Genomic DNA, 26,987 nt, shown 5'->3' on the forward strand with positions numbered 1-26,987 from the left:
AGGGTGAAAATGATGAAAAGAATTTGCTTGGTTGGCCAGCTTCCACCGCCGGTGCATGGGTTGTCCAAGGCGCTGCAAACCATTATTAATTCCAAGCTGTTCAATGAGAAGTATGATCTCTCGTATGTTGATATCAAGGATAATAAAAAAATCGCAGCGCATATCAACAAGGTGGAGAGCATCGATGTTGATATTTATTATTTCACCATCTCCCAAACCAAGATGGGCAATCTTCGAGATATGTTCATATTATGGCGGCTGCTGCGCAAGAAGAAAAGAGTGGTTATCCATTACCACGGCGGCTACTACAAGGAGCTGTACAAGCAGTTCAACCCCGTTCAGAGAATGATGAACCGGAAACTGCTGTCGCGGATCGATATTATGATTGTTCTGAGCGACGGTCTCCGGGATTTGTTCGCAGGGCTGCTTAGTCCGGAGCAGATCAGGGTTTGCGAGAATTGCATTGAGGATGATGTTTTGCTGAGCGAGACGGAGTTTGAAGCTAAGCTGAATCAGCTGTCAGCAGGCAAAGAGCAGCTGGACGTCCTTTATTTGAGCAATTTTATTAAGAGCAAGGGATATTTCGATTTGCTGCTTGCAGCCAGGCAGCTCAAGGACAATCCGGTCCATTTTCATTTTGCCGGAAAATTTTATAACGCACAGGATGAGAAGGAATTCTTTGATTTTGTAAAACACCATCAATTAGAAAATTCGGTTCGATATTACGGAATCGTGGCAGGGGAAAGCAAGAAAGAACTGCTCGCTCGATGTGACGTGTTTGCACTACCTACTTATTACCCGAACGAGGGGCAGCCGATTTCCATTATCGAAGCGATGGGAAACGGACTGACCATTATTTCGACCAAGCATGCAGGCATTCCTGATATCGTAACTTCCCATAATGGTTTTCTGGTACAACCGCAAAATCCCGACGCGCTTGCTTCCGCTATAACCGGCCTGCTTGCGGACCGGAGCCAGCTTACTGCTTTTGCCCGCGAGAACAGAAGCAAGACGCTGAAGAACTTCAAGGAAATTGATTATATCAACCGGCTGGAAGTCATAATGGATGAGGTCTGAACCGATGAATGTGGACTTGTCAAAATATGATCAATCGTGGTATTCACGGGGACGCAGCGGCGTTGTTGTGCTTCTATGGTGGTTCGTGCAGGGCACGGTGTTCAGATTCTCGCTGCATAATATGTACGGGTTCAGAAACCGCCTCTTGCGTTTGTTCGGAGCGAAGATTGGTATCGACGTAAGAGTCAGGCCGACGGCCAAATTCACCTATCCCTGGAAAGTGAGCATTGGCGATCATTCCTGGATCGGCGATGACGTCGAGTTCTACAGCCTTGACGAGATCATCGTCGGCAGCAACTGCGTGATCTCGCAGCATTCGTACTTGTGCACCGGGAGCCATAAGCTTAATGATCCTGCTTTCGGACTGATCGTAAAGCCCATTGTGATCAAGGATGGAGCATGGATTGCGAGCGATGTGTTCGTTTGCCCCGGCGTAACGGTCTATGAGCTCGGCGTGGCGGGAGCGCGGAGCACGGTGATGAAGGATATACCGGCAGGCGAGATTCATGTCGGGTACCCTGCGAAGTACTTGAAAGAACGAATAATGAAAGAGGTTATGGCATGAAGCGTAATATTGTGTTTGTCATTAATTATTTCTATCCGGATTACGCTTCAACCGGTCAACTGCTGACGGAATTATGCCTGCACATCCAGCATGACTTCAATATAACCGTTATTGCCGCGCAGCCTGGGTACGCGGGGGAGAAGAATGAGGAAAGCAAGCGGATCACCCATGACAAGCTGGAGAATATCAGCATCATTCGGATCAAGCTCCCCAAGGTTGATAAACAAAACAAGTTAAGTAGGCTGCGCTTTATTACAACCTACTTTTTTTATGCCAATATTCTGGTTCTGCGCCAGAAGAATCTTGATTTTATTTATACCATCTCCCAGCCGCCGATACTGGGCGGGTTGATTGGATCGCTCGGAAAATTTTTCAAAAGAGCGAAGCATATTTATAACATTCAGGATTTCAATCCTGAACAGGCCGAGGCAGTAGGGTTCTCCAAGAGCAAGCAGCTCTTCAAGGCGGCAAGGTGGATGGATACGCTGAATTGCAAATATGCGGATCACATCATTACTGTAGGCCAGGATATGCAGGAGACGCTGATGAGGCGTTTCGCCGACCAGAAGGTCACAGAGAATACAGTGATCAACAACTGGACGAACGAACAGGAAATTATCCCGCTGTCCAAGAAGCATCCCAAGGTCGCCGAGTTTATTGCGGAGAACGGCTGGCAGGATAAGTTTATTGTGATGTACTCGGGAAATCTGGGCCTCTATTACGACCTGGAGAATGTGATCAAGATCACCAAGGAATTCAAGGACAAGAAGGATCTTGTCTTTGTATTTATCGGTGAGGGGGCAGTCAAGAAGCAGATGCAGCAGTTCGTGCAGGAGAACAGCCTGGAGCAGGTCTATTTTCTCCCCTATCAGCCGATAGAAAATCTGAAATATTCGCTTAACGCGGCTGATGTTCATATGGTCGTGAATCAAAAGGGAATAAAAGGCGTATCCGTTCCAAGTAAAATTTATGGCGTCATGGCCGCAGGGAAATCCGTGCTGGGTGTTCTGGAGAGCGGCAGCGAGGCTCACCGGCTGATTGAAAAAAGCGGCTGCGGCGTCGTGGCCGAACCGCAGGATTACGAGGAAACGATCAGGCAGCTGAATGTCCTGTATCATCTCGACCGGCGCGAGCTGGAAGCGACCGGCGCACGCGGCAGAGCCTACCTGGAGCAGCATTTGCGAAGGGATCTGTCGTTGGAGAAATACAGGAAGCTGCTTCTGTCGATGTAATAGCGGTTGACAAAAAGTCCGTTATTGAACATGTACGAGTCGTGTTTTAATGGTTTACCTATATATAAAAAACCTTGGATAGGGAGTGTTCAGACATGATAACGACAATGACTCAAACCAAAACCTTTGCAGTGACAGGAGGGAATGTGCTGTCGGGAACGGTAAAGCTGTCGGGTGCCAAGAATGCGGCGCTTCCGATGATCGCAGCGGCTTGCCTGGGCGAAGAGCCTACCATACTGGACAACGTACCGGTAGAGCTGCGGGACGTGAAGATTTTGATTCAGGTTCTCAAGGAAGCCGGGGCGGAGATTCAAGTCGACGGCACAACGGTATCATGTGCGAGAGGCGCCTTTCCAAGCGGCAGCATTAACCCCGTCGCAAGCGAAATCCGTTACTCGCTGCTGCTTCTCGGGCTGGCGTCGGCGCTGAAGTCCGAACTGCTGCTGCCGATGCCGGGCGGCTGCAAAATTGGTGACCGCAAATATGATCTGCATCTTCTGGGGCTCAGCAAGCTTGGCTCCGCCGTGGAGGAAACGGATGAGGGAATCCATATCGCCTCATCAGGGAATATCGGGGCTGAAATTGAATTCTACCTGCCAACGACTTCGGGGACGGAGAATATCATGATCGCTGCTGCTATCGCAGATGGCGAAACAACCATTCTCAATGCCAACACGCGTCCAGAAATTATGGAGCTTGCCAAGCTGCTCAACCTGATGGGGGCGGATGTGGAATGCTCCAACCGGGTCGTCCAGATCAAAGGCGCCAAATCCATCAAAGGCGGTATCCGCTATTCGGTCATGCCCGGATGGGATGAGGCGGTCACCTACATCATCGCTTCGACGATGACGGGAGGCGAAATCTGCATTCCCGACTTCTCGCTGGATTTCATCAAAGAAGACGCCAGGCTCCTGAAGGAAATCGGCATTGACGTATTCGAGTGGGGCGGCTCGGTATATGCTTCCGGCAAGAAAGCGAAGCGCTCGTTCGATTTGTTCACGGCCCCTTATCCGGGAATCAATTCCGATATGCAGCCGATCTTCGCGGCCCTCGCATTCGTGGTAGACGGGAAAAGCACCATCACCGATCTGCGGTTCACGGAGCGCTTCAAATATATCGACGAGCTGAAGAAGTTCGGAGGAAGCGTACACTCCTTCGGAAATACGGCAATCGTTGAAGGCGGCCGTCCGCTTAAGGGTGCGGAAGTGAAGGCGACTGATCTCCGGGGAGGCGCATCCTGCATCCTCACGGCTCTGGTGTCCGAAGGCACGACGGTGATCAGCAATGTCAGCCAGATTGAACGCGGCTATGAGAACATTGTGAGCAAGCTGCAGCAGCTGGGCGCGAACATTGAGAGCCAACAGTCCTAATACGGAACCGAGGAATCCATGTGAACGGAAAACATACATTTCGTGATCTCCGAAGCCGGGTCAGGCAGGATTTGCAGGATTGTGCGAATTCAGGATCCAGGAAGGCAAAGCTGATCACTTTCTTCTTTTCTATAAATTTTCAAGTGCTGTTCCTTTACAGACATATCACTTACTTTCAGCATCAATCGAAGCTTCATAAGGTGTTGATGCTGATCTTTTCTTATTTTTGCAAAGTCATGTTCCACTGTCATATCTCCGAGCGCTCGAAGATCGGCAGAAATCTCAAGATGCCGCATCCTACTGGCGTTGTGATCGGGGAGGATGTGATGATCGGCGACAATGTTACGATCTTTCAACAGGTCACGCTGGGAAGTCACGGCAAGCCGGGGCTGAGCAGAAGCTACCCGATCATTGAGGATCATGTGACGATCTATGCCGGTGCAAAAATTATCGGCAATGTAACGATAGGGAGAAATGCTGTAATCGGCGCTAATGCCGTCGTCACCAAGGATGTTCCCCCGAATGCGGTAGCGGTGGGCGTACCTGCTAAAATTATTGAAAAAAGAGTTGATAAAATTGGTTGAATTAGCAACAGCGCGCCGCATATCGTCAAAGACGGTAAAAGATATTATCACTACTGTTCTGACGAGGGGAGTTACGCTTTTCGGCGGATTTCTGATCTCTGTTTTGCTTGCCAGATTTCTGGGCGCCGAGGGCAGAGGCGTTGTAACCGTCATTTTTCTGGTGCCTACGCTGATGTTCACGATCGCCGATCTTGGCGTCCGGCAGGCTACGGCCTATTTTGTCGGACAGAAAACCCATGAGTTCACTGATATTATTAAAACGACATATTTGATATGGATCGTTATGTCGATTATTTCCTTGTTGATTGTTTCCGGATATTATGGTTTGTTTTATTATGGGAAGTACAGCGGGACGCTGTTGTTGATTGCTTTGCTAAGTGTTCCATTTACCCTGTTCACCAGATATACGAATGGAATCCTGCAAGGAAAAGACAGAATCGGTAACATTAACAATTTGGAGCTGTGGAATACAGGGCTCAATATTACATTTGTTGTTGTTCTGGTTGGTCTTTTGCGTCTTGACATACTAGGAGCAACACTTGTGAATTTCTTGCTTGCCCTTATGATTGCAGTTCAATCCTATCTGATGGTCAGAAAACTGGCGCCGTTTCAGATCGGATATATTAAGGGAATTCCTGTTCAGTTTATAAAGAAAGGTATCGCCTATGCCTTAGCGCTGTTCGTACTGCAGCTAAATTATCGAATAAACATTATGATGCTGGAACAATTCTCGGATGTAAGATCCATTGGCATTTTTACCGTTGGAACCGTACTGGCTGAATTGATCTGGCAGCTTCCTGCAGCGGTCGGAATGGTGCTCTTCGCCAAAAGCGCCAACAGCAAAACAGAACAGGAGGCTATTAACAGAGCGGCTAAACTGCTGCGAATGCTCCTTCCTGTGGCTTTGGCGGTATGTGTATTTATTGCTTTATTTTCATCAGTTATTGTTAATATCCTGTATGGGAAAGAGTTTGCCGATGCTGCGCAAGTGATCAGGCTGCTTCTTCCAGGCATCTTTATTATGTTTTTCTTTAAAGTGCTGAATGCTGATCTTGCAGGACGTGGGAAACCGCTTTTTGCCTTGGCAGCATATATTCTTCCGCTAATCCTGAATGTTGTTTTAAATTTCATTTTCATTCCGCTTTACAATATTAACGGAACAGCAATGGCATCTTCAATTAGTTATGTTATCGGAGGTCTTTTGTTCTTGGTCATATATTCGCGCAATACCGGTGTTAAAATCAAGGATTTGCTTATTATTAAGCGGAGCGACCTGAAGAGGTAACAGCAGCTGAAGAAAGCAGGTGGAACGAATGGCTAAAATATTGGTTACCGGAGCAGCTGGTTTTATCGGATTTCATCTGGCCAACAAACTATTAAGTGAGGGCTGCGAAGTCATTGGGTTAGACAGTATCAACAATTATTACGATCCAGCTCTGAAGCAGTCCAGACTGGAGCTATTAAAGCAGCATAGTCAGTTCAAATTCTATTTGTGCCAGCTGGAGAACTACGAGCAGATTGAGGAGATTTTCAAGCAGCATGAAGTCTCGGTGGTGGTGCATTTGGCGGCGCAAGCGGGAGTCCGCTACAGTATCACAAACCCAAGGGCATATATCGATTCCAACCTGACGGGTTTTATGAACATCCTGGAAGCATGCAGGCATTATAAAGCTGAACATCTGATCTATGCGTCTTCAAGCTCGGTATACGGTGCAAACACCCAAATGCCATTTTCTGTAACACATAACGTAGACCATCCTGTAAGCTTGTATGCAGCAACGAAAAAAGCGAATGAGCTTATGGCTCACACTTACAGCCATTTGTATAAATTGCCGACAACCGGCCTTCGTTTCTTTACGGTATACGGGCCGTGGGGCAGACCTGATATGGCGTATTTCTCCTTCACTAAAGCCATTTTAAACAACGAAACAATAAAAGTATTCAACCACGGCAATATGAAACGCGACTTCACCTATATTGATGATATTGTCGATGGAATTGTGAAGCTTATTGACAAAAAGGCCGAACCAAATCCGCATTGGAACAGCGATAATCCTGATCCAAGCACAAGCACAGCCCCATACAGGATTTATAATATAGGAAACAATAATCCAGTGGAATTGAAACATTTTATTTCTGTCATTGAGAAGAAGCTTGATAGAACAGCAAACAAGGAATATCTTCCGATGCAGCCTGGCGATGTCCATGAGACTTATGCGGACGTGGATGCCTTGGTGAGAGAAATTGACTTTAAACCTCAAACTTCAATTGAAGAAGGCTTAGATAAATTTCTTGATTGGTATTTGCAGTATTACGACGTAAAAAGTGAAAATGGCATTTCCTCCAAATAATAACATCTGATTTCAGGCCAACCATGTTAAACGAGGTGTTGAATAGTGGTATCGATCGTTACCATTTACTACAATAGGGCTGAGCATGTTATAGCATCGATTCAGAGCCTGTTGGATCAAACCTATTCCGACATTGAAATCATCGCTGTTGATGATGGATCTACAGACAACACATTGGAAGTAATGCATTCCTTCACCGATTCGAGACTGAAGATTATTTCACATCCTAATCAAGGGTTCGTGAAGTCTATTATGAAGGCGGTTAGTTGTGCCTCACATGATATCATCGCAATACACGGGTCGGGAGACATCTCATTACCGGAAAGAATCGAGAAACAGGTTAAGGTGTTGACAGACAGACCTGAAATTGGAGTAGTAGGATGTCATGTTGCAAATGAGAATGTTGTAAATAACAGTTTCATGATCAGCAAGCCTGTCATCGACGAAAAGGCAGGAATTTCAAAACAACTTCTCCATAAAAACATATTTTTGCATGGTGAAGTGATGTTTAGAAAAAGCGTCTATGATAAATCAGGCGGATATCGGGATTATTTTAAATTCGCTCAGGATTATGATTTGTGGCTAAGAATGAGTTTACACACAGACTTTGCAGTGGTACCCGAGGTCTTATATACAAGATATACATTGTCAGATGGCGTCAGCGCCTCTTCCAGTAAAATTTCCATGCAAATGTATTTTGCGGAAATTGCGCGGCAATGTTTTGATCAGCAGTCGAACGGAAAAAAAGATATTATTCAATCTCACGGCGTATATTGTGCTTTATACAGAGGAAGAACGAAGAGACTTTCATTAATTTTTTGGAGACTTTCGATTATTTCATTAACGCAAAAGGATTTAGAAGGGTCTTCTTATTTTAATGAGCTAAGCGTGAAAGAAAAATGGACGGTTAACAATATTATCTCTATCATGCTGCTGGCTCTGCTGCGAAAAAGTAAAATCATTCAAAATTTGACCTTTCATTTATTAAGCCGGATGAAAGGACATCAAAGGAAGTCCACCATTTCCGATGCGGAAAGCAAGCGGACATCAGTAGTGTTCGGCGAATCAGGCGAATTGAAGAAAATGTAAGATCGCAACATTCGGATCTATAAGTATGAGCCGCAGAAGCAAACTGCCTGAACAGTACTGGAAGAAGGGAAGTGTTAGGATGAAACTGGTTCTGTTGTCCGGAGGTTCCGGAAAACGCTTATGGCCCTTATCCAATGATGCAAGGTCGAAGCAATTTCTAAAGGTGCTGGAAAACGACGATGACCAAATGGTATCCATGGTCCAGAGGGTCTGGAGCCAGATCAAGGCCAATGGCCTGGGAGACTCCAGTTATATCGCCACCAGCAAATCGCAGATCGAAATGATGCAAAGTCAGATCAGCTCTGACGTGCCTTTGATCATAGAGCCTGAACGAAGAGATACGTTCGCCGCCATTGCCTTGGCTGCCACGTATCTTTATTCATTTCAGGGCGTCAGTCTGGATGAGGTCATCGCGATTTTGCCTGTCGATCCTTTTGTCGAAAATCATTTCTTCGAATCCGTGAAACAGCTGGAGACGGTGCTTCGTTCTTCGGATGCCGATCTTGCGCTGATCGGTGTCCGGCCGACCTACCCCTCATCGAAATACGGCTATATCATACCTGAGGAGCAGGATACGGACACTTCCGACTACCGTACGGTCAGCCGCTTCCTGGAGAAGCCTACGGAGGAATACGCGGAAGAGCTGATCAGGGAGCATGCCTTATGGAACTGCGGCGTGTTTGCTTTCAAGCTTGGCTATGTCATCCAACTGCTGGAGCAGAGGGGTCATTCCATTCATTATGAGGAGCTGGCGAAGCAGTACAATACGATGCCGAAAATCAGCTTTGATTATGAAGTGGTGGAAAAAGCGGCCAATATCGTCGTCCTGCCTTATGAGGGATATTGGAAGGACCTGGGCACCTGGAATACACTGACGGAAGAGATGAAGAACAATCAGATCGGCTGGGGCACGATCAGTCATGACTGCGAGAATACGCATCTGATCAATGAAATTGATATCCCGGTATCCATTCTCGGCTTGTCCAACGTTGTTGTTGCTGTCAGCCCGGACGGCATTCTGGTTACGGACAAGAGCGCAAGCCCGCGCATTAAGGATTTCATCAATTACGATCAAGGACCGATGTACGAGGAAAGGCAGTGGGGCTGGCACCGCATTCTGGATGACCAGAAATACGAGAACGGCCGCTGTGTGCTCACCAAGCGCGTCTGCATCAAGTCGGGCAAGAACCTGAGCTATCAGCTTCATTCCAACAGGGAGGAAGTGTGGACGATTGTCAAGGGCGAGGGTGAATTCGTCCAGAACGGCAATTTCATGCAGGTTCAGGCGGGCAACGTGCTTCACATCCCAATGAAAACCCTGCATAGTGTCCGCGCCATCTCGGAGCTGGAAATTATCGTGGTGCAGAGCGGCGTTGAGCAGGATGTCAATCAGGTGGTTGAGATCTACACGACATGGGACGAAGTGACGGAGCACTGCATCAAGCTGTAAGGAAAGGTCCATGGCTTTTATGATAACAATTTGTTACTATATTTCTGATTATGGGTATGGCCATGCCGCGCGCAGCATAGCCGTTATCCGCAGGCTGGCGAAGCAGTCGCAAACGAGGCTCAGACTGATTGTCTGCTCTTCCCGATCGCTTGGATTTATAAAGGAATCGTTGAAGGACTGCCGCGAAGCGGAGATTGAATACCGCTCTGCCGCCAGCGACCTCGGCTACTGCCTGAAGGCGGGCTCCATTGAACCTGATCTTGAGCTGCTGAAGCTGCAATATACGCGATACATCGCTGCATTCCCTGAGGAAGTGGACAGGGAATGCATGTTTCTCCGGCAAAATAAGGTGAGCCTGGTCATTTCGGATATTTCACCAATCCCTTTGTTGGCTGCAAATCTAGTAAACGTAAGAACCGTCGGCTTGTCTAATTTTACTTGGTTTACAGCTTACAAACAGATGTTGAATGAACCGCTTCTCGAACCGCTATACGAGGCATATTCGCAAATGGATTATTTTATTGCCCTGCCAGGCTCCGGGAATGAACCCCCTTGGGGACGCCACGGCGGAATCAGAACGGATTTCTTTTGCCGCCGGTCCGACGATAAGGAACTAGACAGGCTCCGCAAGGTGATACAGCCTGACCGCTCCGGAATGATTGTCTTCTTTGCACTTGGAATGAGCATAACGGTCGATGATCTTTCCGAATTGTCCCTGTGGGAGGATGAGAGCTGCCGTTTTATCGTATCGAGCAATATGGCGGTCGACCGCGCGAATGTGATCCGGATACCGGAGGGTTACACGGAATCCCAGCATTACGTTGCCATGTCGGACATGGTGATTACCAAGCCCGGCTGGGGAACGGTAAGCGAGGCAGTTATGCTGAACAAACCGTTGATTTTGCTGGATCGCAGCCTCTTTGCCGAGGACAGGAATACGATTGAGGCATTGAACGGCCGGCACCCCTACCGTCTGATGGGATGGGGCCAGTTAAAGCATGTGGATATAAAGGAGCCTGTTCCGGCATACATTGGTCAGCAGGGTGAAACGCAAGCAAGCAGTGAATTTCCGCAGGATGCGGTGCAGGATATAAGCGATTTTATAGGCGGCTTGGTGATGTAAAAGAGAAGCAGTACAAAGTGGGAGAGTGCTAAAGATGAAACTGGCTGTTATTGGTACCGGTTATGTTGGGCTTGTATCTGGTGTGTGTTTCTCGGATTTGGGCAATGATGTCACATGCGTGGACAAATTGAGCGAGAAGATCGAACTGCTGCAGCGGGGAGAAGTTCCGATTTATGAGCCGGGACTTAAGGAGCTGATCGAGAAGAATACCGAAGCAGGAAGGCTGCGCTTCACGACAGATCTGACCGCAGCAGTACAACATGCCGATATCGTCATTCTGGCGGTCGGTACGCCATCGCTTCCAAACGGGGAAGCCAATCTGACTTATATTATGGGAGCGGCCAGGGAAATTGCGCTATCCATTAAGGGCCCCAAGGTCATCATGACAAAAAGTACGGTACCTGTGGGCACCAATGAAAAGATTGAAAATGAGTTCAGACAGTTCTCGCTTCATCCGGTCTCCATCGCATCCGTACCCGAATTTCTCAGAGAAGGATCGGCTGTACGGGATACGATGAATCCGGACCGCATTATTATTGGCACAACAAGCGATAAAGCGCGTCAAATGATCGAGGAGCTGCACAGGCCTCTGACGGATCAAATCCTGTTCACGGATGTCAGAAGCGCGGAAATGATTAAATACGCCTCCAATGCCTTTCTGGCGACCAAAATATCGTTCATTAATGAGATCGCCAATATTTGCGAGAAGGTCGGAGCCGACGTTACGCTGGTTGCCGAGGGTATGGGACATGACAAAAGGATCGGCTCCTCGTTCCTGAAAGCGGGCATCGGTTATGGGGGCTCCTGTTTCCCGAAAGATACACAGGCACTGATCCAGATTGCCGGACATGTCGACTATGAATTCAAATTGTTGAAATCGGTTGTTGAGGTGAACCGTGACCAGCGGTTTAATGTCATCCGCAAACTGGAAACCATTCTGGATGATCTGAGCGGGAAGACAATTGCCATATGGGGCCTCGCGTTCAAGCCGGAGACAGACGACGTAAGAGACTCGCCGGCATTTGAGATAATCACTTCTCTGCTGCAGCGCGGTGCGGTTGTCAAGGCGTATGATCCGATCGCGACAGATAATTTCCGGCAGAATCTTGAGCACGCCAAGGTGAAGTACTGCCATTCAGCCAAAGACGCAGCTCAAAATGCCGATGCACTATGTGTTCTGACGGAATGGAAAGAGTTCCGCAATATCTCGCCGACAGAGATTCAGGCATGGCTCGCAAGGCCGAACCTGATCGACGGCCGCAACATATATACGGAAGAGGAACTGGAGAATACGGGGCTGGTTTATTATTCTGTAGGGCGGCCGAACATGAACAACGGCGTAAAAGAACAAACGCCGCAGCTGTCTTTTTAATAGCTGCCGTTCGTCGGCAATATTCCAATGTTTTTTAATTTCTTTTTGACTAAAGTTTTAGTAAAAAGAGGATTTATGCTGTAATCATAGTTACAAAATGTATCATTTAGTGTATAATTGAAACATTAAGTAGCAAAACGCTCTATGGGGGGATCAACTTGATCAACAATCGTGGTAATAATCTTATATTTTTACTATGTACTCCCCGGAGCGGCAGCTCGCTGGCAACCGTGATGCTGCAAAACCACAGCAAGGTATTTGCAACCCAGGAGATGTGGTTCCTGATGGGACTCAGCGATTTGCAGGTGGCTGCGCATCGCCCCTATGGAGGCAATGGAATTATCAAGCAGTTCTATCATGGCATTCTTCCGAAACAGACGTTCGAGAATGCAAGCCGGGCTTTCTCTCTCCAAGTCTATAACGGATTGCTGCAAAGCAGCGGAGCAGAGATGCTGATCGATAAATCGCCAAGGTATTATTACAATCTTGAATTTATCGATTCGTTGTTCCCGCAATCCAAGAGGATCTGGCTGATCCGCAATCCATTGTCCATTATCTCTTCCTATAAAAAAGTGAATAAGCATGTCAATGACCGCTTCAACCTGAAGGAAGATCTGCTGCATCCGGGTTTCAACATTAAAATGACAGATATCACTGTGGGTTTGTTCCGATATTTGGATTACTTCTCCGTCAAAAGCAAATATGCCTACCATCTGCGTTACGAAGAAATGGTCAAGCGGCCGCAGGCGGAATTGCAAAAGCTTTGCAGCTTCCTCGGCTTGTCGTATGAAGAGGGCCTTGAGAAATACGGCGATTTTCAGGACACGGCCAAATCGGATTTGTATTACAGCATGGGGGTAGGCGATCCATTCGTCACTCATCATAATGAGCCGCATCTGGATTCCCTGCACAGCTGGAAAGAAATTTTGGATAAAGAAGAAATTGAAATGTACTGCCGGGCGATCGGGGCGAAAATATTCCACGATCTTGGCTATACCGAGGAACTGGAGGAAGCGCAGCGGATCACCGGTACAACATTTCAACTGGAGCCTGATACGGCACTGCTTCAGCTGCGCAGGAAGCAGCTCATTGACGCGTCCGGCTGCAGCTGGTCGGACGGGTATCAGCTGAGAAGCGATTACACGGACGCCGCTGACAGCGCTGCAAGTGAAATGACCCTGCCGGAGCTGCAGCAGAGTGTCAATTCGCAGCAGCTGCAGCTGCAAATTACTCTTCGTTCCCTGGAAAGGCGATTGGAAAAAAGCTATCTGGAGCAAAGACGTCTGCAATCCCAGCTGGAAGCGACCAAGCAAAAGATAAAACGGGTGAAATCGATGATTCCATTCGGAAATCAATTGTCTCATCTGGCCTCGACCTATTTGATCGGCGGTAAAAAAAGATGAGTGCAATCGCTGGGATTGTGTCTCACAATAATGATCATTTCAAGGCAGATGAGATTCATCATCTCATGGAATCGCTTGAGCGCTATCCCGCTGATGATACGCGTATTTGGCAGGAAGGCGCTGTTTCGCTTGGCTGCCTTGCCCAGTGGGTGACGCCCGAATCCGTGCATGAACGCTTGCCCTTCTATGATCCGGAGAGCAGGCTGGCGATAACGGCGGACGCTGTTCTGGATAACCGCAATGAGCTGCTCAGCAGGCTGCGCGTCGGGATTTCCCATAAGGAGCTGTTAACCGACAGCGATCTCATTTTGCTTGCTTACCGCAAATGGGGAATGGAGGCTCCCGGCTATCTGATCGGCGATTTCACCTTTATGATCTGGGATGAAGCGAACCGGCTCCTGTTCGGGGCAAGAGATTTATTCGGCAACCGGACGCTTTATTTTGATCAGAATCAGGAGCGGTTCGCATTCTGTACGACGATCGGCCCTCTGCAGACGCTGCCGGGAACGTCGAAGGAATTGAACCGGATGTGGCTGGCCGAATTTTTGTCCATTCCGGTCATGATCGAATCAACCGACACGTCGTCAACCCTGTATAAGGGAATCCGGCAGCTGCCGCCTGCCCATACCCTTACGGTGAAGAACGGTCAGATTGCCCTGTCGCGTTACGGAAGCGTAATGCCCGCCGAGCCGCTTATCCTGAAATCGGATGAGGAATACGAAGAAGCGTTTCGTGAAGTGTTCGAATCGTCCATCCAATCGGGCATCCGCTCGTACGGCCAGGTTGGCGCCAAGCTCAGCGGGGGCCTTGATTCGGGAACGATCGCAAGCTTCGCTTCAAGCGCGCTCGCCAGGGAAAATAAAGCTTTGCACACGTACAGCTACGTGCCCGTATCGGATTTTGAGGATTGGACGACTCGCGGCAGAGTTGCAGACGAGCGGGAATATATTCAGGCAACGGTGGAGCATGTAGGAAATATTAAGAGCCACTATCTGGATTTTCCCGGAAGAAGTCCGATTTCGGAGGTGGACGACTGGCTGGAGCTTCTCGAGATGCCCTACAAATATTTCGAGAATACCTTCTGGATCAGAGGCATTTATGAATCTGCTGCGAAGCAGGGGGTCCGAATGCTCCTGACCGGGGCTAGAGGCAACCAGACCATCTCTTGGGGACCTGCGATTCAGTATTACACCATGCTGCTGAAAAGAATGCGATGGCTGCAGTTCTACCGGGAACTGCATATGTTCAGCCAGCGCAGGGGAATCGGGCGATCCTATCTGATGCGTCTGATCGGGAAGCAGGCGAGGCCTTTCGTGGCGGAACAATCGGTTGCCACAGGAGAGTCTGAGCTTCCCCGCATGATCAATCCCGAATTTGCCCGGCAAACGAAAGTGGTGGATAGGCTCCTGGAGCATGACGAAGCGCTCAGCGGTTTTCTGAAAAGAGACTATAATGAAGCGCGTCGAAGTCATCTGGAGAGTCTGATGATTGCCAATTTGCGGGGCACGAAAGGCACCAAGCTTTCGCTGAAATACTCAATCTGGGAGAAGGATCCGACCTGCGACCCGAGAGTGGTCCGTTTCTGCCTGTCGGTGCCGATTGACCAATATGTCAAGAACGGGATGGACCGCGCGCTGATCCGTAGAGCGACCAAAGGCCTTCTGCCGGATAAGGTCCGCTTGAATCAGCGGGTGCGGGGCGTTCAGGGCGCGGATTGGGTCCACCGTATGATCCCGGTATGGAAGCCTTTCAAGGAAGAGGTTCAGCAGCTGTGCGGCAGTCCTCTTGCAGCGGAATTTTTGAATGTGGATGCGATCCGGACGGCGCTTGCCAAGATTGGCGACAGCCCCAGGCCGGACGAAGCCTTCGATCCGGATATCCGACTTCTGATGCGAAGCGTGATTGTCAACCGGTTTCTCAGCCGGCTGTAGCTGTGCAAGGGATGGGAGAGGGGGTGATGGCATTGGAAAACCATGTGAAGAAATCATGGCTGGAACCAAGTCTTGAAGTCCTTGAAGTGAAGCTGACGATGGAAGGCAAGGGTACAAAAATAATCGATATCGTTACCCCGTCCGACAGCGACATCTACGATCCTTCCTAAGGAAAAACATCCCATGGCCCTTATTCTTGCCGTCCATGGACTAAGGGCCCCTTGTTGACATACGCGTGAAAGTATAGGATTTATTCCAGCCTTGAAGGGTGATGATCATGGTTACAGCCGAGAAGACGATCTATACAGCCTTCGGTATGCGGTTAACCAGTGAAATCCCGCTGCCTGAGTTGATCCGTTCCACGAATCGGACAGAAAACATCGATGTTGAAATTGTACAAGGCGATTTGTCCTTTATATGGAATGAGGGTCGAGCCATGGATCGCCATTTCTGTATCTTCGAGGATGGGCGTGTGCTTTTCTACATTCCGGGTACGGCTGTCTACAGCATTCAAGAAGGCCGCAAAGTGGTTGTATCTCCTATGCCTGATGCGGATCAGAAAAAGATACGCGTCTATTTGCTGGGATCCTGCATGGGAGCGCTGCTGTTCCAACGGAATCTGCTGCCTCTGCATGGGAGCGCAGTGGTCATAGAAGGCAAGGCATACGCTTTTGTAGGCGATTCAGGAGCTGGCAAATCAACGCTGGCTGCCGCCTTTCTCAGCCAAGGCTATCCGCTGCTGACAGATGATGTCATAGCAGTCTCGTTGGCCGAGGCAAACGGACCGACCGTTATTCCGGCTTATCCGCAGCAGAAATTATGGCAGGAAAGCATCGACCAGCTGGGAATGGAATCCAGCGGATTCGCGCCACTTTATGAGGAAGTGACCAAGTTTGCGGTACCGGTTGCTGCCAAATTTTATGCGGAGCCTGTGCCATTGGGCGGTGTATTTGAACTTGTGAAGACAGAAGGCGCAACCTGGGATATTCAGCCCGTTAAGATGCTGAACCGCCTCCCCTTGCTGCTGCTTCATACATACCGCAGTTATTTCATCTCGCTTCTGCATTTGGAGCAATGGCATTTTGCAGGCACGGCAACCATCGCCAAGCATTGTGAAGTCTTCCAGCTGCGCCGACCTACAGCCGGGTTTACCGCTCATGAATTGGCATCTCATATTATTCAGCTTGTCAGCCGCAAGTTGGAATTCGCCAATGACATTTAACCTGACTGCGGCGTAAGATCAAAGGAGCATTTGTTATGAATAAAACATCCAAGCTGGATTTAAGTGTATTTTCAAAAGAATTCATGCTTATGCTTTCATTCGCCGGTGCTGATCCCGATCCGGAGCTGCAGGAAAGCCTGCTCCAAAATGCCGGACCTGTGGATTGGGAGAAATTCATCCAATTGGTGAGGCATCATCGTGTGTATCCGACTGTCTATCTTCAGACCAAAAGGATGGATAGGCAGTGGCTTCCTGCCGAGGTTGTGGATGCGCTGCAGCATGACTATACCGGCAATGTATTCAAAATGCTTCATTTGACAGCTGAAATGAATAAGGTTTGCGCCCTGTTCCATGAGGAGCATGTCCGCTCCCTGATGCTGAAAGGACCGGTTTTATCGGAAATCCTTTATGGCGATCTCTCTCTTCGAACCTGCAAGGATCTGGATATTCTTGTGCCACTGCAGGATGTGGAGAAGGCCGAACAGCTTTTGCTTCAAAGCGGGTTCGTTCTGGACAGCGATGAAGTGCGGGTTCTCAGTGACTGGAAGTGGAGAGTTCATCATATCTCCTATACCCATCCGGATAGCAAAATCCAGATCGAGCTGCACTGGAGATTGAATCCCGACAAGGGAAAGGAACCTTCCTTTGATGAATTGTGGGAACGAAGAAGAGCCAGCTCTCAGGCCGGCCCCTTTGCTTACACATTAGGTAATGAAGATCTGTTTTTCTTTCTTGCCCTGCATGGCGCGCGTCACGGCTGGTTCCGACTGCGCTGGCTGGCAGACATCGATCATATGGTCCGGCAAGAGCTGGATTGGTCCAGTGTCCTCCGTATTATGATGAGACATGATTCCATACAAGTGGGAGGACAGGCTCTTCTATTAGCTGCAGAGCTGTTTCACACGCCGATTACGATGGAGATGAAGCCCCTCACGGCCGGTCTGCATTCAAGCAGGCTCGCACAGGGAGCGATTGTTTTTATGAAGGATATGATTACATTGTCCCCGGTCCCCAAAGACCTGGATATTTATTACCGGAAATACTTGTTCTCCTTAAGATCCATGCCGCAAAAATGGTATTTGATTGTCAGTTTGATGTATCCCAACAACCGGGATCTTGAAACCTTGCCTTTGCCCAAACAGCTGCATCTGCTCTACTTCCCCTTGCGGCCGTTCCTGTGGTGCTGGCGAAGGATGAGACAGCAGACGTCGCCATAAGAAGCGAAGCTTGATCTGCTCACCCAACCTGAATTTCAGCATTTGAAGATCAATCAGGCTTTATTAAGGCCTATCAAGAGCCGCTCCTGCCAAGAGTGGAGGAAAGTCTGATTTCACTTATAGAATCACATCCCAATTAGAGAGCGACCATCAGCCGCATGCAAACGGATAAATCGCTAATGAAAGGAGGTGATAACATGGAACAACAAGTGAAGAATGTCTGGGAACAACCAACCCTGGAAACATTGCAAGTGAGCAGAACGCTCGAGGGTAAAGGTTCGAAGTACATCGACTCCGTATCTCCAAGTGACCTTGATATTACCGATACGCCTCCGGTCTCTTAATTCGTACTTAACTGCTAGTCCAAGTCCCCTATACCTTTGTGTATAGGGGCATTTTTTCATGCTTATTTGCCTGTACGCAAATAAAAGAGCGCCGGACTGTTGATCGGGCGCTCTTTTATTTGGCTGTAAGGACCACTGTTTGATTTATTTCAAGATATTGGATGCGAAATTAACGAATTTGTTTCGCATATCTTCTTCAATCACTGTACTGCCATAAATCAGCTTGCCTATGTTGGTTGTATTGCCTTGTATAATATGTCCGCCTCCCGCATAGGAAACGTAGATGCCGGCGTTCGGTCCACCTTTACGGGGATCCATCGCGTTGTTTTTGAAAATAATGATGTTATGGCTAGGCAGCTGTTTGCTGTTGGGATCTCCCAACCTTAGAGCGATGTTATATCGGTTATTCGTGGCTGTATTTTGTGTAATATTGCAGTATCTGGAATCATTTTTAATATCGATGCCATAGTAAAAGCCTGTCACCGTATTTCCTTTAATCATACTATACTTTTCCGCTTCCAGTGTTATTCCTTGCTGATCGCTCTTGCCAGCACGACTCTCGGAAACCGTATTATTGGAAACTGTATTGTATTCTCCTCCGCCATATAGCGAAAGATGGCCGTCACCGGAATTGCTTATTGTATTGGAGCTGATGATGGAGTTCTTGGATCGTATACTGATAATGCCGGAACCTTTGTTATATTCAGTCACGACATGCCTGACTGTGCTTTTGTTTGACTTGTATAAATTGACGCCTTGCGAGAAATTTTTCATGGTTATATTTTCGATTAAACAATCTTCGCTTTCTTGGACGAGTACGGCAATTCTGGATGCATAAGAGCCATCCGTTGGCAGTGCGTCCCCTGTAAATCTTCCACCCTTCAAGTGCACATCAGATGTTTCAAATATCCAGAAAACCCCGTATGCATCATTTGTTTTTGTTCTGAATATGACGTCATTCATTATGATTGTAATAGGTTTGCTGATCTTCAGAGCGGAGTAACTTTTCCCGTAATCCGTATAGACCACATGCTCCGGATTTTTATTTATATAATAAACTCCCGGGGGTATTACGATTTTGCCTCCGCTTGGTGCCTGGTCGATCATTCTTTGAATCTTAGGGGTATCGTTTCTGACAGGTTCTGCTGATGCTGCTAGATTCGAATCATTCGCAGACGGATTTGTATGGAGGGGAGAGGACGTCAGGTTGGTGCCGAGTGAGTTAGCGATAAGTGGCAGGCAGACGATAGCAAGCAGGAAAAGATATAAAAGAGCTGCTTTTCTTTTTGCCTGAAGCACCCTCCTTTCTAATACAATTGAGTCAGGGAAAGTATTTATGACAACGGCGGGAAACCCGGAAAGTAGATTGATCCTCATTAAGAAGCGATTACTTTTCAAATTCGCTAACCTCCAATAAATTAGATGACTTGTCCATTACATAAAATAAACGTTATTATCCACCATCAATAATGGACGTATTCCGCTTTTTTGGTATCATCTCCTTCCATATTCTATTGATGGATAAACAAACACTACATAAATAAAGATACATTATGTATCATTATTTGTAAATCACCAGAACATTATAAAATAATTTGTCGAATTTAAACACAACTGCCCATCCGGATTGACGTGATACTAATTGTAACATATAATCATTATGATACTAATTGTATCATTTTTAAAGTCCAGAAGAAATTAGGATAAAACCATTCAGAGTTAAAAATATACTTATATAGGAGTTGAGATTATGTTTCAACGATTGTCATGCAGGGTTGAGGAAAACTTTTCCATGAAAACAATTACGACAATGGCTGTAGGGGGGGCATGCAAGTATTATATCGTACCCCAGAACATTGAAGAACTTCAACTGGCAACGAAGATAAGCAGGGACCGGGGCATGCGCCTGCTAGTGATGGGCAACGGTTCGAATATTATTGTCGACGACGAAGGGTTTGACGGTGTTGTGCTGCATATCGGCAAACGGCTTGGCCAGATGAGAATTGAGCAAGACTGCCTCTATGCAGAGGCTGGAGTCACATTGCCTAACATAGCCTTTACAATGGCCAAGGAGGGCATCAAAGGCTTTGAATTTATGGTAAGCATCCCTGGCACTGTCGGAGGAGCTGTTATGATGAATGCCGGCAGTTCCGGTAGGGAGTTGTCTGACGTTCTGCAATCCGTTACCTATTTGGATGATGAAGGGAATTGTCTGACCAAAACGGCGGAGGAATGCCAACTGTCTTTCCGGTCCAGCGGATTTACAGGAACCAATTCCATTATCTTAAGCGCCAAGTTTAATATCGAATATGAAACAGACCGAAGCAATCTGCTGCTTGCTACCAGAGAAATCGCAAATGTGAGAAAAAAGAAATTTCCGATGAATGTTGCAACCGTTGGAAGTACTTTCAAAAGCCCGGCAAACGGCCCGCATCCCGGGAAATGCATCGAGGCAGTAGGCTTAAAAGGGCATCGGATCGGAGATGTGGAAATCAGTCCTGTACACGGCAACTGGATCATTAATCTGGGCAATGCCAGATCGCAAGATGTAAAGAGCCTAATCGCTATCATGAAAGATACGGTTGCCGGCCAATTAGGAATCGAGATGGAACGGGAAGTCATTTTTGTATAGCGCTTAGAGCCGCTCCGGTTTAAACAAGCCAAGAAGATTGTCTTGAAATACTGTCGCAAGTTCAGGGACATGTCTCTTGTCTAGAGATGATGTCCCTTCTCTCTTTCATAATCCCTATAACCGAACATGTACAGGTTGAAAGATGCCATCAAAGGTTCAAAGGAACATGATTCATGATTCTTTTGATGCATTTTCATAATCGCTGTAAAAAATAAGGCGATACATGTCGATTATAACTACATCAAGAACTACTATCTGGGGGTTATGATTATGCAGTCGACCATTGAGAGGCATCTTGTGATTTACGATGGAGGGGGGGATAACGTGAGCAATAAAGCGCGATTATGGTCCATGCGCTGGTATATTGCTTGTATCGTAGTGTGTGCAGCAAGCCTCAGCGCTTATATGTACTTGTCCAACCCTGCGAATCCAGTCCTTCAGAATGTGGCTACATGGAATGTGAAGACTGATTTTAATGCCAAAGGTGATGGTATTCATGATGACACGAATGCAATCCAGGCAGCGATAGATGATGCGGGTAAAGGAGATACCATCGTCATTCCTCCAGGCACCTATAAGGTGAGCAAAAATATTGCAAATAAGGCTGTGACGGATTATGGAGTCAGCTATTCTGCCTTAAAAATAACAAAACCTGTGACAATCGTTATGGAAGGTGCGACCTTTCAGACTCAAACTCAAAATGAGTACGGTGTTTTCTGGATCTACAAGACCAATGATGTAGCGCTGAAAGGCGGGATTTTAAAAGGAGATACGCTGCCTACATCCGGCATTTATACATCGAGAGTAGGTGTGCTGGTCCAAGAATGTGATCACTGCTCTATCGAAAACATGTCCCTCACGAACTTCTCGCAGGGAATTAATGTCTATAAATCGGAATACAGTACAGTAAGAAACGTGACTACTGAGTTTAATAAGGGGTCGGGAATCATTAACCTCGCATCCAAATATTCCTTAATCGATTCCTGTACAATCCGAAATTCAGGTGATGGCCATTTGTCGCTGTTTGGCGGGGGGGCTAATAATACCGTTATTAACTCTACGATTGAAGAAAACAGGCCAGGAGTGTTAAATCAACAAGGAATTACACTCGAAAAGGAAAAAAAGACGTTGATCAAAAATAATGTGGTTACGGGTTTTTATTACGGAATTGATATTAAGAACGGATCGGACTCCAATTCAATCGAAGGTAATACGGTATACAACAATCAATATAATATTACCATTCGTGCCGGAGATCCGGGCTCAAATGGCCGGGCAATCAGCAATAATATTAAAATCATTAAAAATATGGCAGTCAATTCCCGCAAAGGTGCTAATACGGCAGGCATCTACATTATGGTAGGAAGCGGACATCAGATTCAAGAAAATACGGTGGACGAGGGGACCTTGATAATAGCCGGGGGCTTACAGCTGAAGAATAACCTGGAGTTTAATAAAAACAAATATGTCGACAATATATTTGTGAAAAAAAGTAAATAATAAAATTGTTTTATGAAAATAGCCTTCCATGAGGGGTTGTCCAAAGTCATGAAAATGACATTGGACAGCCTCTTTATTTTTTATGACAAAGAACCAACAATGAGAATTAAAATTAGGGGGTTACAATTCGTATCTAATTAGGTATAATAGATACAATTAGTAGCAATATGTTTTTCATACAATAAGTGAGTTATAGGAATCTTCCAGTAAAGGTGAGGCTAAATGATTTCGACTACGGAGAAGAGAACCGTCTACAAAGCTTTTGGTCTGACGATATCCAGTGAAATTCCGCTGCCGGAATTAATACCGTTGAGCGGACAGGAGCAGCCGGAGATTGAAATTGTGATCGGGGATCTGTCGAAGGACTGGGAGCAGGCAGCACCTCATACCAGCTATTATGCAGCTGTGGACAAACAGGTGTTGTTTCATATTCCCCATACCGTTATTTTTGCCGTTCAGGAAGGAAAGAGGATCATTATATCCCCTTTTCCGGATGCGGCCTTTAACATGATTCGTCTTTATCTGCTCGGCACCTGCATGGGGGCGCTGCTGATGCAGCGTCATATTCTTCCGCTTCATGGCAGCGCCGTCGTTATCGAGGGGAAGGCCTATGCTTTTATAGGGGAATCGGGAGCGGGCAAATCGACGCTGGCAGCGGCATTTGTCAGCCAAGGGTATGAGCTGCTGAGCGATGATGTGATCGCGGTATCCATATCGGAGGATACGGGCACTGCTTCAGTCATTCCTTCCTATCCCCAGCAGAAGCTGTGGCAGGAAAGCATCGAGAACCTTGGCATGGAAGCCAGGAAATACACTTCGCTTCATTATGAAGCAGACAAATATGCCGTTCCCGTTTCTTCCCGGTTTTGTGCCGATTCCATTCCGCTTGCAGGTGTGTTCGAACTGCTGCCGGTGGACGAGGAGCGGTCATCGATCCAGCCTGTCATGAAGCTGGAACGGTATGCCATCCTCAATTTGCATACATATCGGAATTTTCTTGTTCCCTTGCTGGGCTTGATGCCGTGGCATTTTGATGTATCGTGCGGCATCATCAGGCAGGCCGGGATGTACAGGCTGCACCGCTCTGCATCGCCATCGGCCGGATTCAGCGCACAGGAACTGGTTTCCTCCATTACAAATATGATTGAAAAAAGGAGCAGATGATCATGGATCAATCAACCGCAATCTTGAATAAGCGTTATTCCCAGGTGGAAGGCAATCTGGCCAGCGATATGGACGGAGAGAAAGTGATGATGAGCGTCAAAACCGGCAAATATTATAATCTGGGTCAAGTAGGCGGAAGGATTTGGGACATTATCGGGACTCCGACCGCAGGTACGGACATCATTGCGATATTGACGGCTGAATACGATATTGAAGAATCGGAATGTCAAAGACAGGTGCTTGCCTTTCTGGAGCAGCTGCGCGGAGAGGATTTGATTCGCGTCGAGGAAGAGTCTGGCGCCAAAATCTGATGGGAGAGGATCATCAACCTTGTGGAGAATAGCGAAGAAGTTTCTTTCCATGCGTCCGGAGCTGAGGATGCTGCTGCTGGAGGCTTTCTTTTATTTAGGTTGGGCACGCATTCTGAAGGCGCTGCCCTTTTCCAGAATTGCCCCCTCCCTCGGCAAGCAGATGGAGGAGACAACCTACACCCGCATACGATCCAACGAACCGCTGCTGGCTGATGTGGCCCGGGCGATCCATATGGTCAGCCGTCACACCTTCTGGGAGAGCAAATGCCTGGTCATGGCTATAGCGGGGATGAAAATGCTGGGGCGGCGGCAGATTGAAAGTACGCTCTACATGGGAACAGCAAGGGATGCTTCCGGAAAAATGATCGCCCATGCCTGGCTCAGAAGCGGCGCGATTTATCTGACAGGCGCGGATGAAATCAAGAAGTATACTGTTGTGGCTATATTTGGAAAACAGTTTCAGCAATCAGAGCATAGCCAAAGCCGTATATGGAGTGGTGGTGATTAAATGAAGGAGCTCCTTTTTTATGTCAAAAGGCTTCGCGATTATGCCGGGAAAAAACTGTACATCAATTTGATCAGCTCGGTCATAATCAGCTGCCTGGAAGGCGTTGGCATCTATCTATTGATTCCCATGCTCAGCCTGATTGGCGTATTTAGCGGCGGCGCCGGCAGCATTCCGTTTATTTCCGGTTTTTTTGACTTTATCCGCTGGATTCCGGAGAAGTGGAATTTGCTTGTTATTTTGTCGGTTTATGCGGTGCTGATTATCGGCCAGGCTGTTATGCAGAAATATCAATCCATTCGGAGCAGCGAGATTCAGCAGGGCTTCATTCGTCTCCTGAGACTGGATATTTATCAGGCCTTGCTTGAATCCAGATGGAGCTTTTTTGTGAAGAAAAGAAGATCTGACTTCAACCATGTGCTCACCTCGGAGCTTGCGCGAGTCAGTCAGGGCACGGTACAAACGATGATGCTGCTGACTTCGCTGATTTTTACAGTGATCCAAATTGCCTTTGCCTTCTGGCTCTCCGCGAAGCTGACCGCTCTGGTTATGATCTGCGGCATCGGCTTTGTACTGTTTTCCCGGAGATTCGTCAAAGGCGCGAAGGTGCTGGGGGATCGGACATCGGAATTATCGCAAAGCTACTTCGCTGGCGTTGCCGATCATTTTAACGGGATCAAGGACATCAAGAGCAATATGCTGGAGAAAACCAATTTGAACTGGTTTCGCGCGTTATGCGAGCGGATGGAGCAAAATATTGTGCAGTTTGTCCGGATGCAATCCAACAGCCAGCTGCTCTACAGAGCGTCATCGGCGGTATTAATCGTATTGTTTATTTTTCTTTCCTTTGAGGTTCTGCATGTCAGAGCGGAGCAGCTGATGCTGATCATTCTGATTTTTTCCCGCTTATGGCCAAGGTTCACGACAATCCAGGCGAATCTGGAGCAAATCGTATCGACCCTTCCGGCCTTCAAGGGCTTGACGGATCTGCAGCGCGAATGCAGGGAGTTCCAGGAGATGGCGCTTGCGGAACGCGACGCGCAGATACGCCCATTTTCCATCAAAGAGGGAATCAGCTGCCGTCAGGTATATTTCCGGTACGATTCCAGTCATTCGGATTATGCGCTTGAAAATATTAATTTGCATATTCCAGCCAACAGCACAACCGCCATTGTAGGCAAATCCGGTGCGGGAAAAAGCACATTGATCGATATTTTGATCGGCCTGTTTCAACCGGAGAAGGGTCAGGTCGTGATTGACGGCGTACCGCTGACGGCAGATAATCTCTTCTCTTACAGAAGCTCGGTAAGCTATGTATCGCAGGACCCTTTCCTGTTCAATGCCAGCATCCGGGAGAACTTGATCATGGTGGAGCCTGATGCGAGCGAAGAGCGGATCTGGGATGCCTTGAGATTCTCGGCATCGGACGAGTTCGTAAGCCGGCTGCCCCAGGGACTGGATACGGTTATCGGCGACCGCGGCATTCGTCTCTCCGGCGGAGAGAGGCAGCGTATTGTCCTGGCAAGGGCCATACTGCGCAGACCGGCCATCCTGGTGCTGGATGAAGCGACAAGCGCACTGGACAATGAGAACGAGGCGAAGATTCAGGGCGCATTGGACCGGCTGAAGGGGAACATGACCATCATTGTCATCGCGCACAGGCTGTCGACCATCCGCAATGCGGATCAGGTGATTGTACTGGAGCAAGGCGGGATCATCCAGCAGGGAGCCTATCAGCAGCTGTCGAATGAAACGAAGGGCACATTCGGCAGATTGCTGGCGTACCAGACGTCGGGCCAATAGTTTAGGAAATCCGAAAGCCCGCAAATAAATACGGCGGCATCGCCGGATAATCATCGGGGTTCCAGAGTGCCCCGCGCCAAATGCTCAAAAAACAAGAACTCCCCGCAATTATTGCGGGGAGTTCGCTGCTTGCCCGGTTGTAAAGTAGTCTCTGTCGCGGAGATGCTCCACCAGCTGCCGGGTCGATTCCTCGATCGTTAAGTGCTCGGTGTCTATAACGATATGCGGGTTTTCCGGAATATCATAAGCGGCGCTTATACCCGTGAAGTTGGGGATCTGGCCGTCTCTTGCTTTTCGGTACAATCCTTTGGGATCTCTGCGCTCACATTCCTCCAGGGAGCACTTCACATATATCTCCAGAAAAGCCTCCGGCTCAAACATCTCCCGAACCATCTGCCTGTCCTTCTCGCTTGGTGAAATAAATGCGGCTATGATGAACATGCCGGCATCCACGAACAGCTTGGACACCTCGCCAATTCTGCGGATATTCTCTTTGCGGTCCTCCTGGGAGAACCCCAGATCCCGGTTAATGCCATGTCGGATATTGTCGCCGTCCAGAACATAGGAATTGACATTTTCTGCGAACAAGGCCTTTTCCAGGGCGAAAGCCAATGTGGACTTGCCCGATCCCGACAAGCCCGTGAACCATAATGCGCAGCTCTTATGCCCGTTTCGGGTGTAGCGGTCCTGTCTGTTCAGGTTGGAATTATGCCAGGTAATATGATTGCTTTTTGGTTCCATC

25 protein-coding genes are annotated in these 26,987 nt (G+C 47.8%); 23 read left to right on the forward strand and 2 right to left on the reverse strand.

What is annotated here, in order from left to right:
• The first annotated feature begins 9 nt into the window (after positions 1-9).
• From AC0YNV_RS13495 to AC0YNV_RS13575, 17 genes are all read left to right on the forward strand, one after another.
• The gene (locus tag AC0YNV_RS13495; protein ID WP_210038257.1) at positions 10-1,077 is read left to right on the forward strand and encodes a glycosyltransferase family 4 protein; all 1,068 of its coding nucleotides are present in this window, start codon (positions 10-12) and stop codon (positions 1,075-1,077) included.
• Between the two features lie 4 nt (positions 1,078-1,081).
• Complete coding sequence (locus AC0YNV_RS13500) at positions 1,082-1,642, forward strand: WcaF family extracellular polysaccharide biosynthesis acetyltransferase (RefSeq protein ID WP_475768563.1); 561 nt, start codon at positions 1,082-1,084, stop codon at positions 1,640-1,642.
• The gene (locus tag AC0YNV_RS13505) at positions 1,639-2,874 is read left to right on the forward strand and encodes a glycosyltransferase family 4 protein (RefSeq protein ID WP_210038259.1); all 1,236 of its coding nucleotides are present in this window, start codon (positions 1,639-1,641) and stop codon (positions 2,872-2,874) included. Before AC0YNV_RS13500 ends, AC0YNV_RS13505 begins: the two co-directional genes overlap by 4 nt.
• 95 nt (positions 2,875-2,969) lie before the next feature.
• Positions 2,970-4,244, forward strand: a complete 1,275-nt coding sequence (locus tag AC0YNV_RS13510) for a UDP-N-acetylglucosamine 1-carboxyvinyltransferase (RefSeq protein ID WP_475768564.1) — start codon at positions 2,970-2,972, stop codon at positions 4,242-4,244.
• A gap of 287 nt (positions 4,245-4,531) precedes the next feature.
• Positions 4,532-4,828: a serine O-acetyltransferase gene (locus AC0YNV_RS13515; protein ID WP_379113932.1), complete on the forward strand. Its 297-nt coding sequence runs from the start codon at positions 4,532-4,534 to the stop codon at positions 4,826-4,828.
• Complete coding sequence (locus AC0YNV_RS13520; RefSeq protein WP_475768565.1) at positions 4,821-6,113, forward strand: oligosaccharide flippase family protein; 1,293 nt, start codon at positions 4,821-4,823, stop codon at positions 6,111-6,113. The genes AC0YNV_RS13515 and AC0YNV_RS13520 overlap by 8 nt, the downstream gene beginning before the upstream one ends.
• A gap of 28 nt (positions 6,114-6,141) precedes the next feature.
• Positions 6,142-7,179: an NAD-dependent epimerase gene (locus tag AC0YNV_RS13525; RefSeq protein WP_475768566.1), complete on the forward strand. Its 1,038-nt coding sequence runs from the start codon at positions 6,142-6,144 to the stop codon at positions 7,177-7,179.
• A 45-nt stretch (positions 7,180-7,224) separates the two neighbouring features.
• Positions 7,225-8,268 (forward strand): glycosyltransferase, encoded by a 1,044-nt coding sequence (locus AC0YNV_RS13530; RefSeq protein WP_475768567.1) that lies wholly within the window; start codon positions 7,225-7,227, stop codon positions 8,266-8,268.
• Between the two features lie 79 nt (positions 8,269-8,347).
• A complete protein-coding gene (locus AC0YNV_RS13535; RefSeq protein ID WP_475768568.1) occupies positions 8,348-9,718 on the forward strand; it encodes a sugar phosphate nucleotidyltransferase in 1,371 nt (456 codons plus the stop codon).
• Positions 9,719-9,728: 10 nt separating this feature from the next.
• Positions 9,729-10,841, forward strand: coding sequence for a hypothetical protein (locus AC0YNV_RS13540; RefSeq protein WP_475768569.1), 1,113 nt, complete (start codon positions 9,729-9,731; stop codon positions 10,839-10,841).
• 34 nt (positions 10,842-10,875) lie between these two features.
• Complete coding sequence (locus AC0YNV_RS13545) at positions 10,876-12,213, forward strand: UDP-glucose dehydrogenase family protein (protein WP_475768570.1); 1,338 nt, start codon at positions 10,876-10,878, stop codon at positions 12,211-12,213.
• Positions 12,214-12,371: 158 nt separating this feature from the next.
• Positions 12,372-13,616 carry a sulfotransferase family protein gene (locus tag AC0YNV_RS13550; protein ID WP_475768571.1) on the forward strand — a complete coding sequence of 415 codons (1,245 nt, stop codon included), beginning with the start codon at positions 12,372-12,374 and terminating at the stop codon, positions 13,614-13,616.
• Complete coding sequence (locus AC0YNV_RS13555; protein ID WP_210038269.1) at positions 13,613-15,547, forward strand: asparagine synthase-related protein; 1,935 nt, start codon at positions 13,613-13,615, stop codon at positions 15,545-15,547. The genes AC0YNV_RS13550 and AC0YNV_RS13555 overlap by 4 nt, the downstream gene beginning before the upstream one ends.
• Positions 15,548-15,573: 26 nt before the next feature.
• Entirely contained in the window at positions 15,574-15,717 is a 144-nt protein-coding gene (locus tag AC0YNV_RS13560) for a paeninodin family lasso peptide (protein ID WP_475768572.1), read from the forward strand.
• 104 nt (positions 15,718-15,821) lie between these two features.
• A complete protein-coding gene (locus AC0YNV_RS13565) occupies positions 15,822-16,769 on the forward strand; it encodes an aldolase (protein WP_475768922.1) in 948 nt (315 codons plus the stop codon).
• Positions 16,770-16,804: 35 nt separating this feature from the next.
• Positions 16,805-17,986 carry a nucleotidyltransferase domain-containing protein gene (locus AC0YNV_RS13570; protein WP_475768573.1) on the forward strand — a complete coding sequence of 394 codons (1,182 nt, stop codon included), beginning with the start codon at positions 16,805-16,807 and terminating at the stop codon, positions 17,984-17,986.
• Between the two features lie 197 nt (positions 17,987-18,183).
• Positions 18,184-18,330: a paeninodin family lasso peptide gene (locus AC0YNV_RS13575; protein ID WP_210038272.1), complete on the forward strand. Its 147-nt coding sequence runs from the start codon at positions 18,184-18,186 to the stop codon at positions 18,328-18,330.
• A 144-nt stretch (positions 18,331-18,474) separates the two neighbouring features.
• Here AC0YNV_RS13575 and AC0YNV_RS13580 read toward each other — a convergent pair whose 3' ends face one another.
• The gene (locus AC0YNV_RS13580) at positions 18,475-19,728 is read right to left on the reverse strand and encodes a right-handed parallel beta-helix repeat-containing protein (RefSeq protein WP_475768574.1); all 1,254 of its coding nucleotides are present in this window, start codon (positions 19,726-19,728) and stop codon (positions 18,475-18,477) included.
• A gap of 352 nt (positions 19,729-20,080) precedes the next feature.
• Between AC0YNV_RS13580 and murB the strand changes: the two genes are divergently transcribed.
• The 6 genes from murB to AC0YNV_RS13610 all read left to right on the forward strand — a co-directional run bounded on the left by murB (position 20,081) and on the right by AC0YNV_RS13610 (position 26,245).
• Positions 20,081-20,962 carry a UDP-N-acetylmuramate dehydrogenase gene (murB, locus tag AC0YNV_RS13585; protein WP_210038274.1) on the forward strand — a complete coding sequence of 294 codons (882 nt, stop codon included), beginning with the start codon at positions 20,081-20,083 and terminating at the stop codon, positions 20,960-20,962.
• Positions 20,963-21,286: 324 nt separating this feature from the next.
• The gene (locus AC0YNV_RS13590) at positions 21,287-22,462 is read left to right on the forward strand and encodes a right-handed parallel beta-helix repeat-containing protein (RefSeq protein ID WP_475768575.1); all 1,176 of its coding nucleotides are present in this window, start codon (positions 21,287-21,289) and stop codon (positions 22,460-22,462) included.
• A 222-nt stretch (positions 22,463-22,684) separates the two neighbouring features.
• Entirely contained in the window at positions 22,685-23,626 is a 942-nt protein-coding gene (locus AC0YNV_RS13595) for an aldolase (RefSeq protein ID WP_475768576.1), read from the forward strand.
• Positions 23,627-23,628: 2 nt separating this feature from the next.
• Positions 23,629-23,937, forward strand: a complete 309-nt coding sequence (locus tag AC0YNV_RS13600; protein ID WP_210038276.1) for a lasso peptide biosynthesis PqqD family chaperone — start codon at positions 23,629-23,631, stop codon at positions 23,935-23,937.
• Between the two features lie 49 nt (positions 23,938-23,986).
• Complete coding sequence (locus AC0YNV_RS13605) at positions 23,987-24,445, forward strand: lasso peptide biosynthesis B2 protein (RefSeq protein ID WP_475768923.1); 459 nt, start codon at positions 23,987-23,989, stop codon at positions 24,443-24,445.
• Positions 24,446-26,245 carry an ABC transporter ATP-binding protein gene (locus AC0YNV_RS13610; RefSeq protein WP_475768577.1) on the forward strand — a complete coding sequence of 600 codons (1,800 nt, stop codon included), beginning with the start codon at positions 24,446-24,448 and terminating at the stop codon, positions 26,243-26,245.
• A 108-nt stretch (positions 26,246-26,353) separates the two neighbouring features.
• Here AC0YNV_RS13610 and cysC read toward each other — a convergent pair whose 3' ends face one another.
• Positions 26,354-26,986, reverse strand: a complete 633-nt coding sequence (cysC, locus tag AC0YNV_RS13615; RefSeq protein WP_475768578.1) for an adenylyl-sulfate kinase — start codon at positions 26,984-26,986, stop codon at positions 26,354-26,356.
• Position 26,987: the final 1 nt, after the last annotated feature.

The organism is Paenibacillus sp. JT31N11, assembly GCF_056269285.1.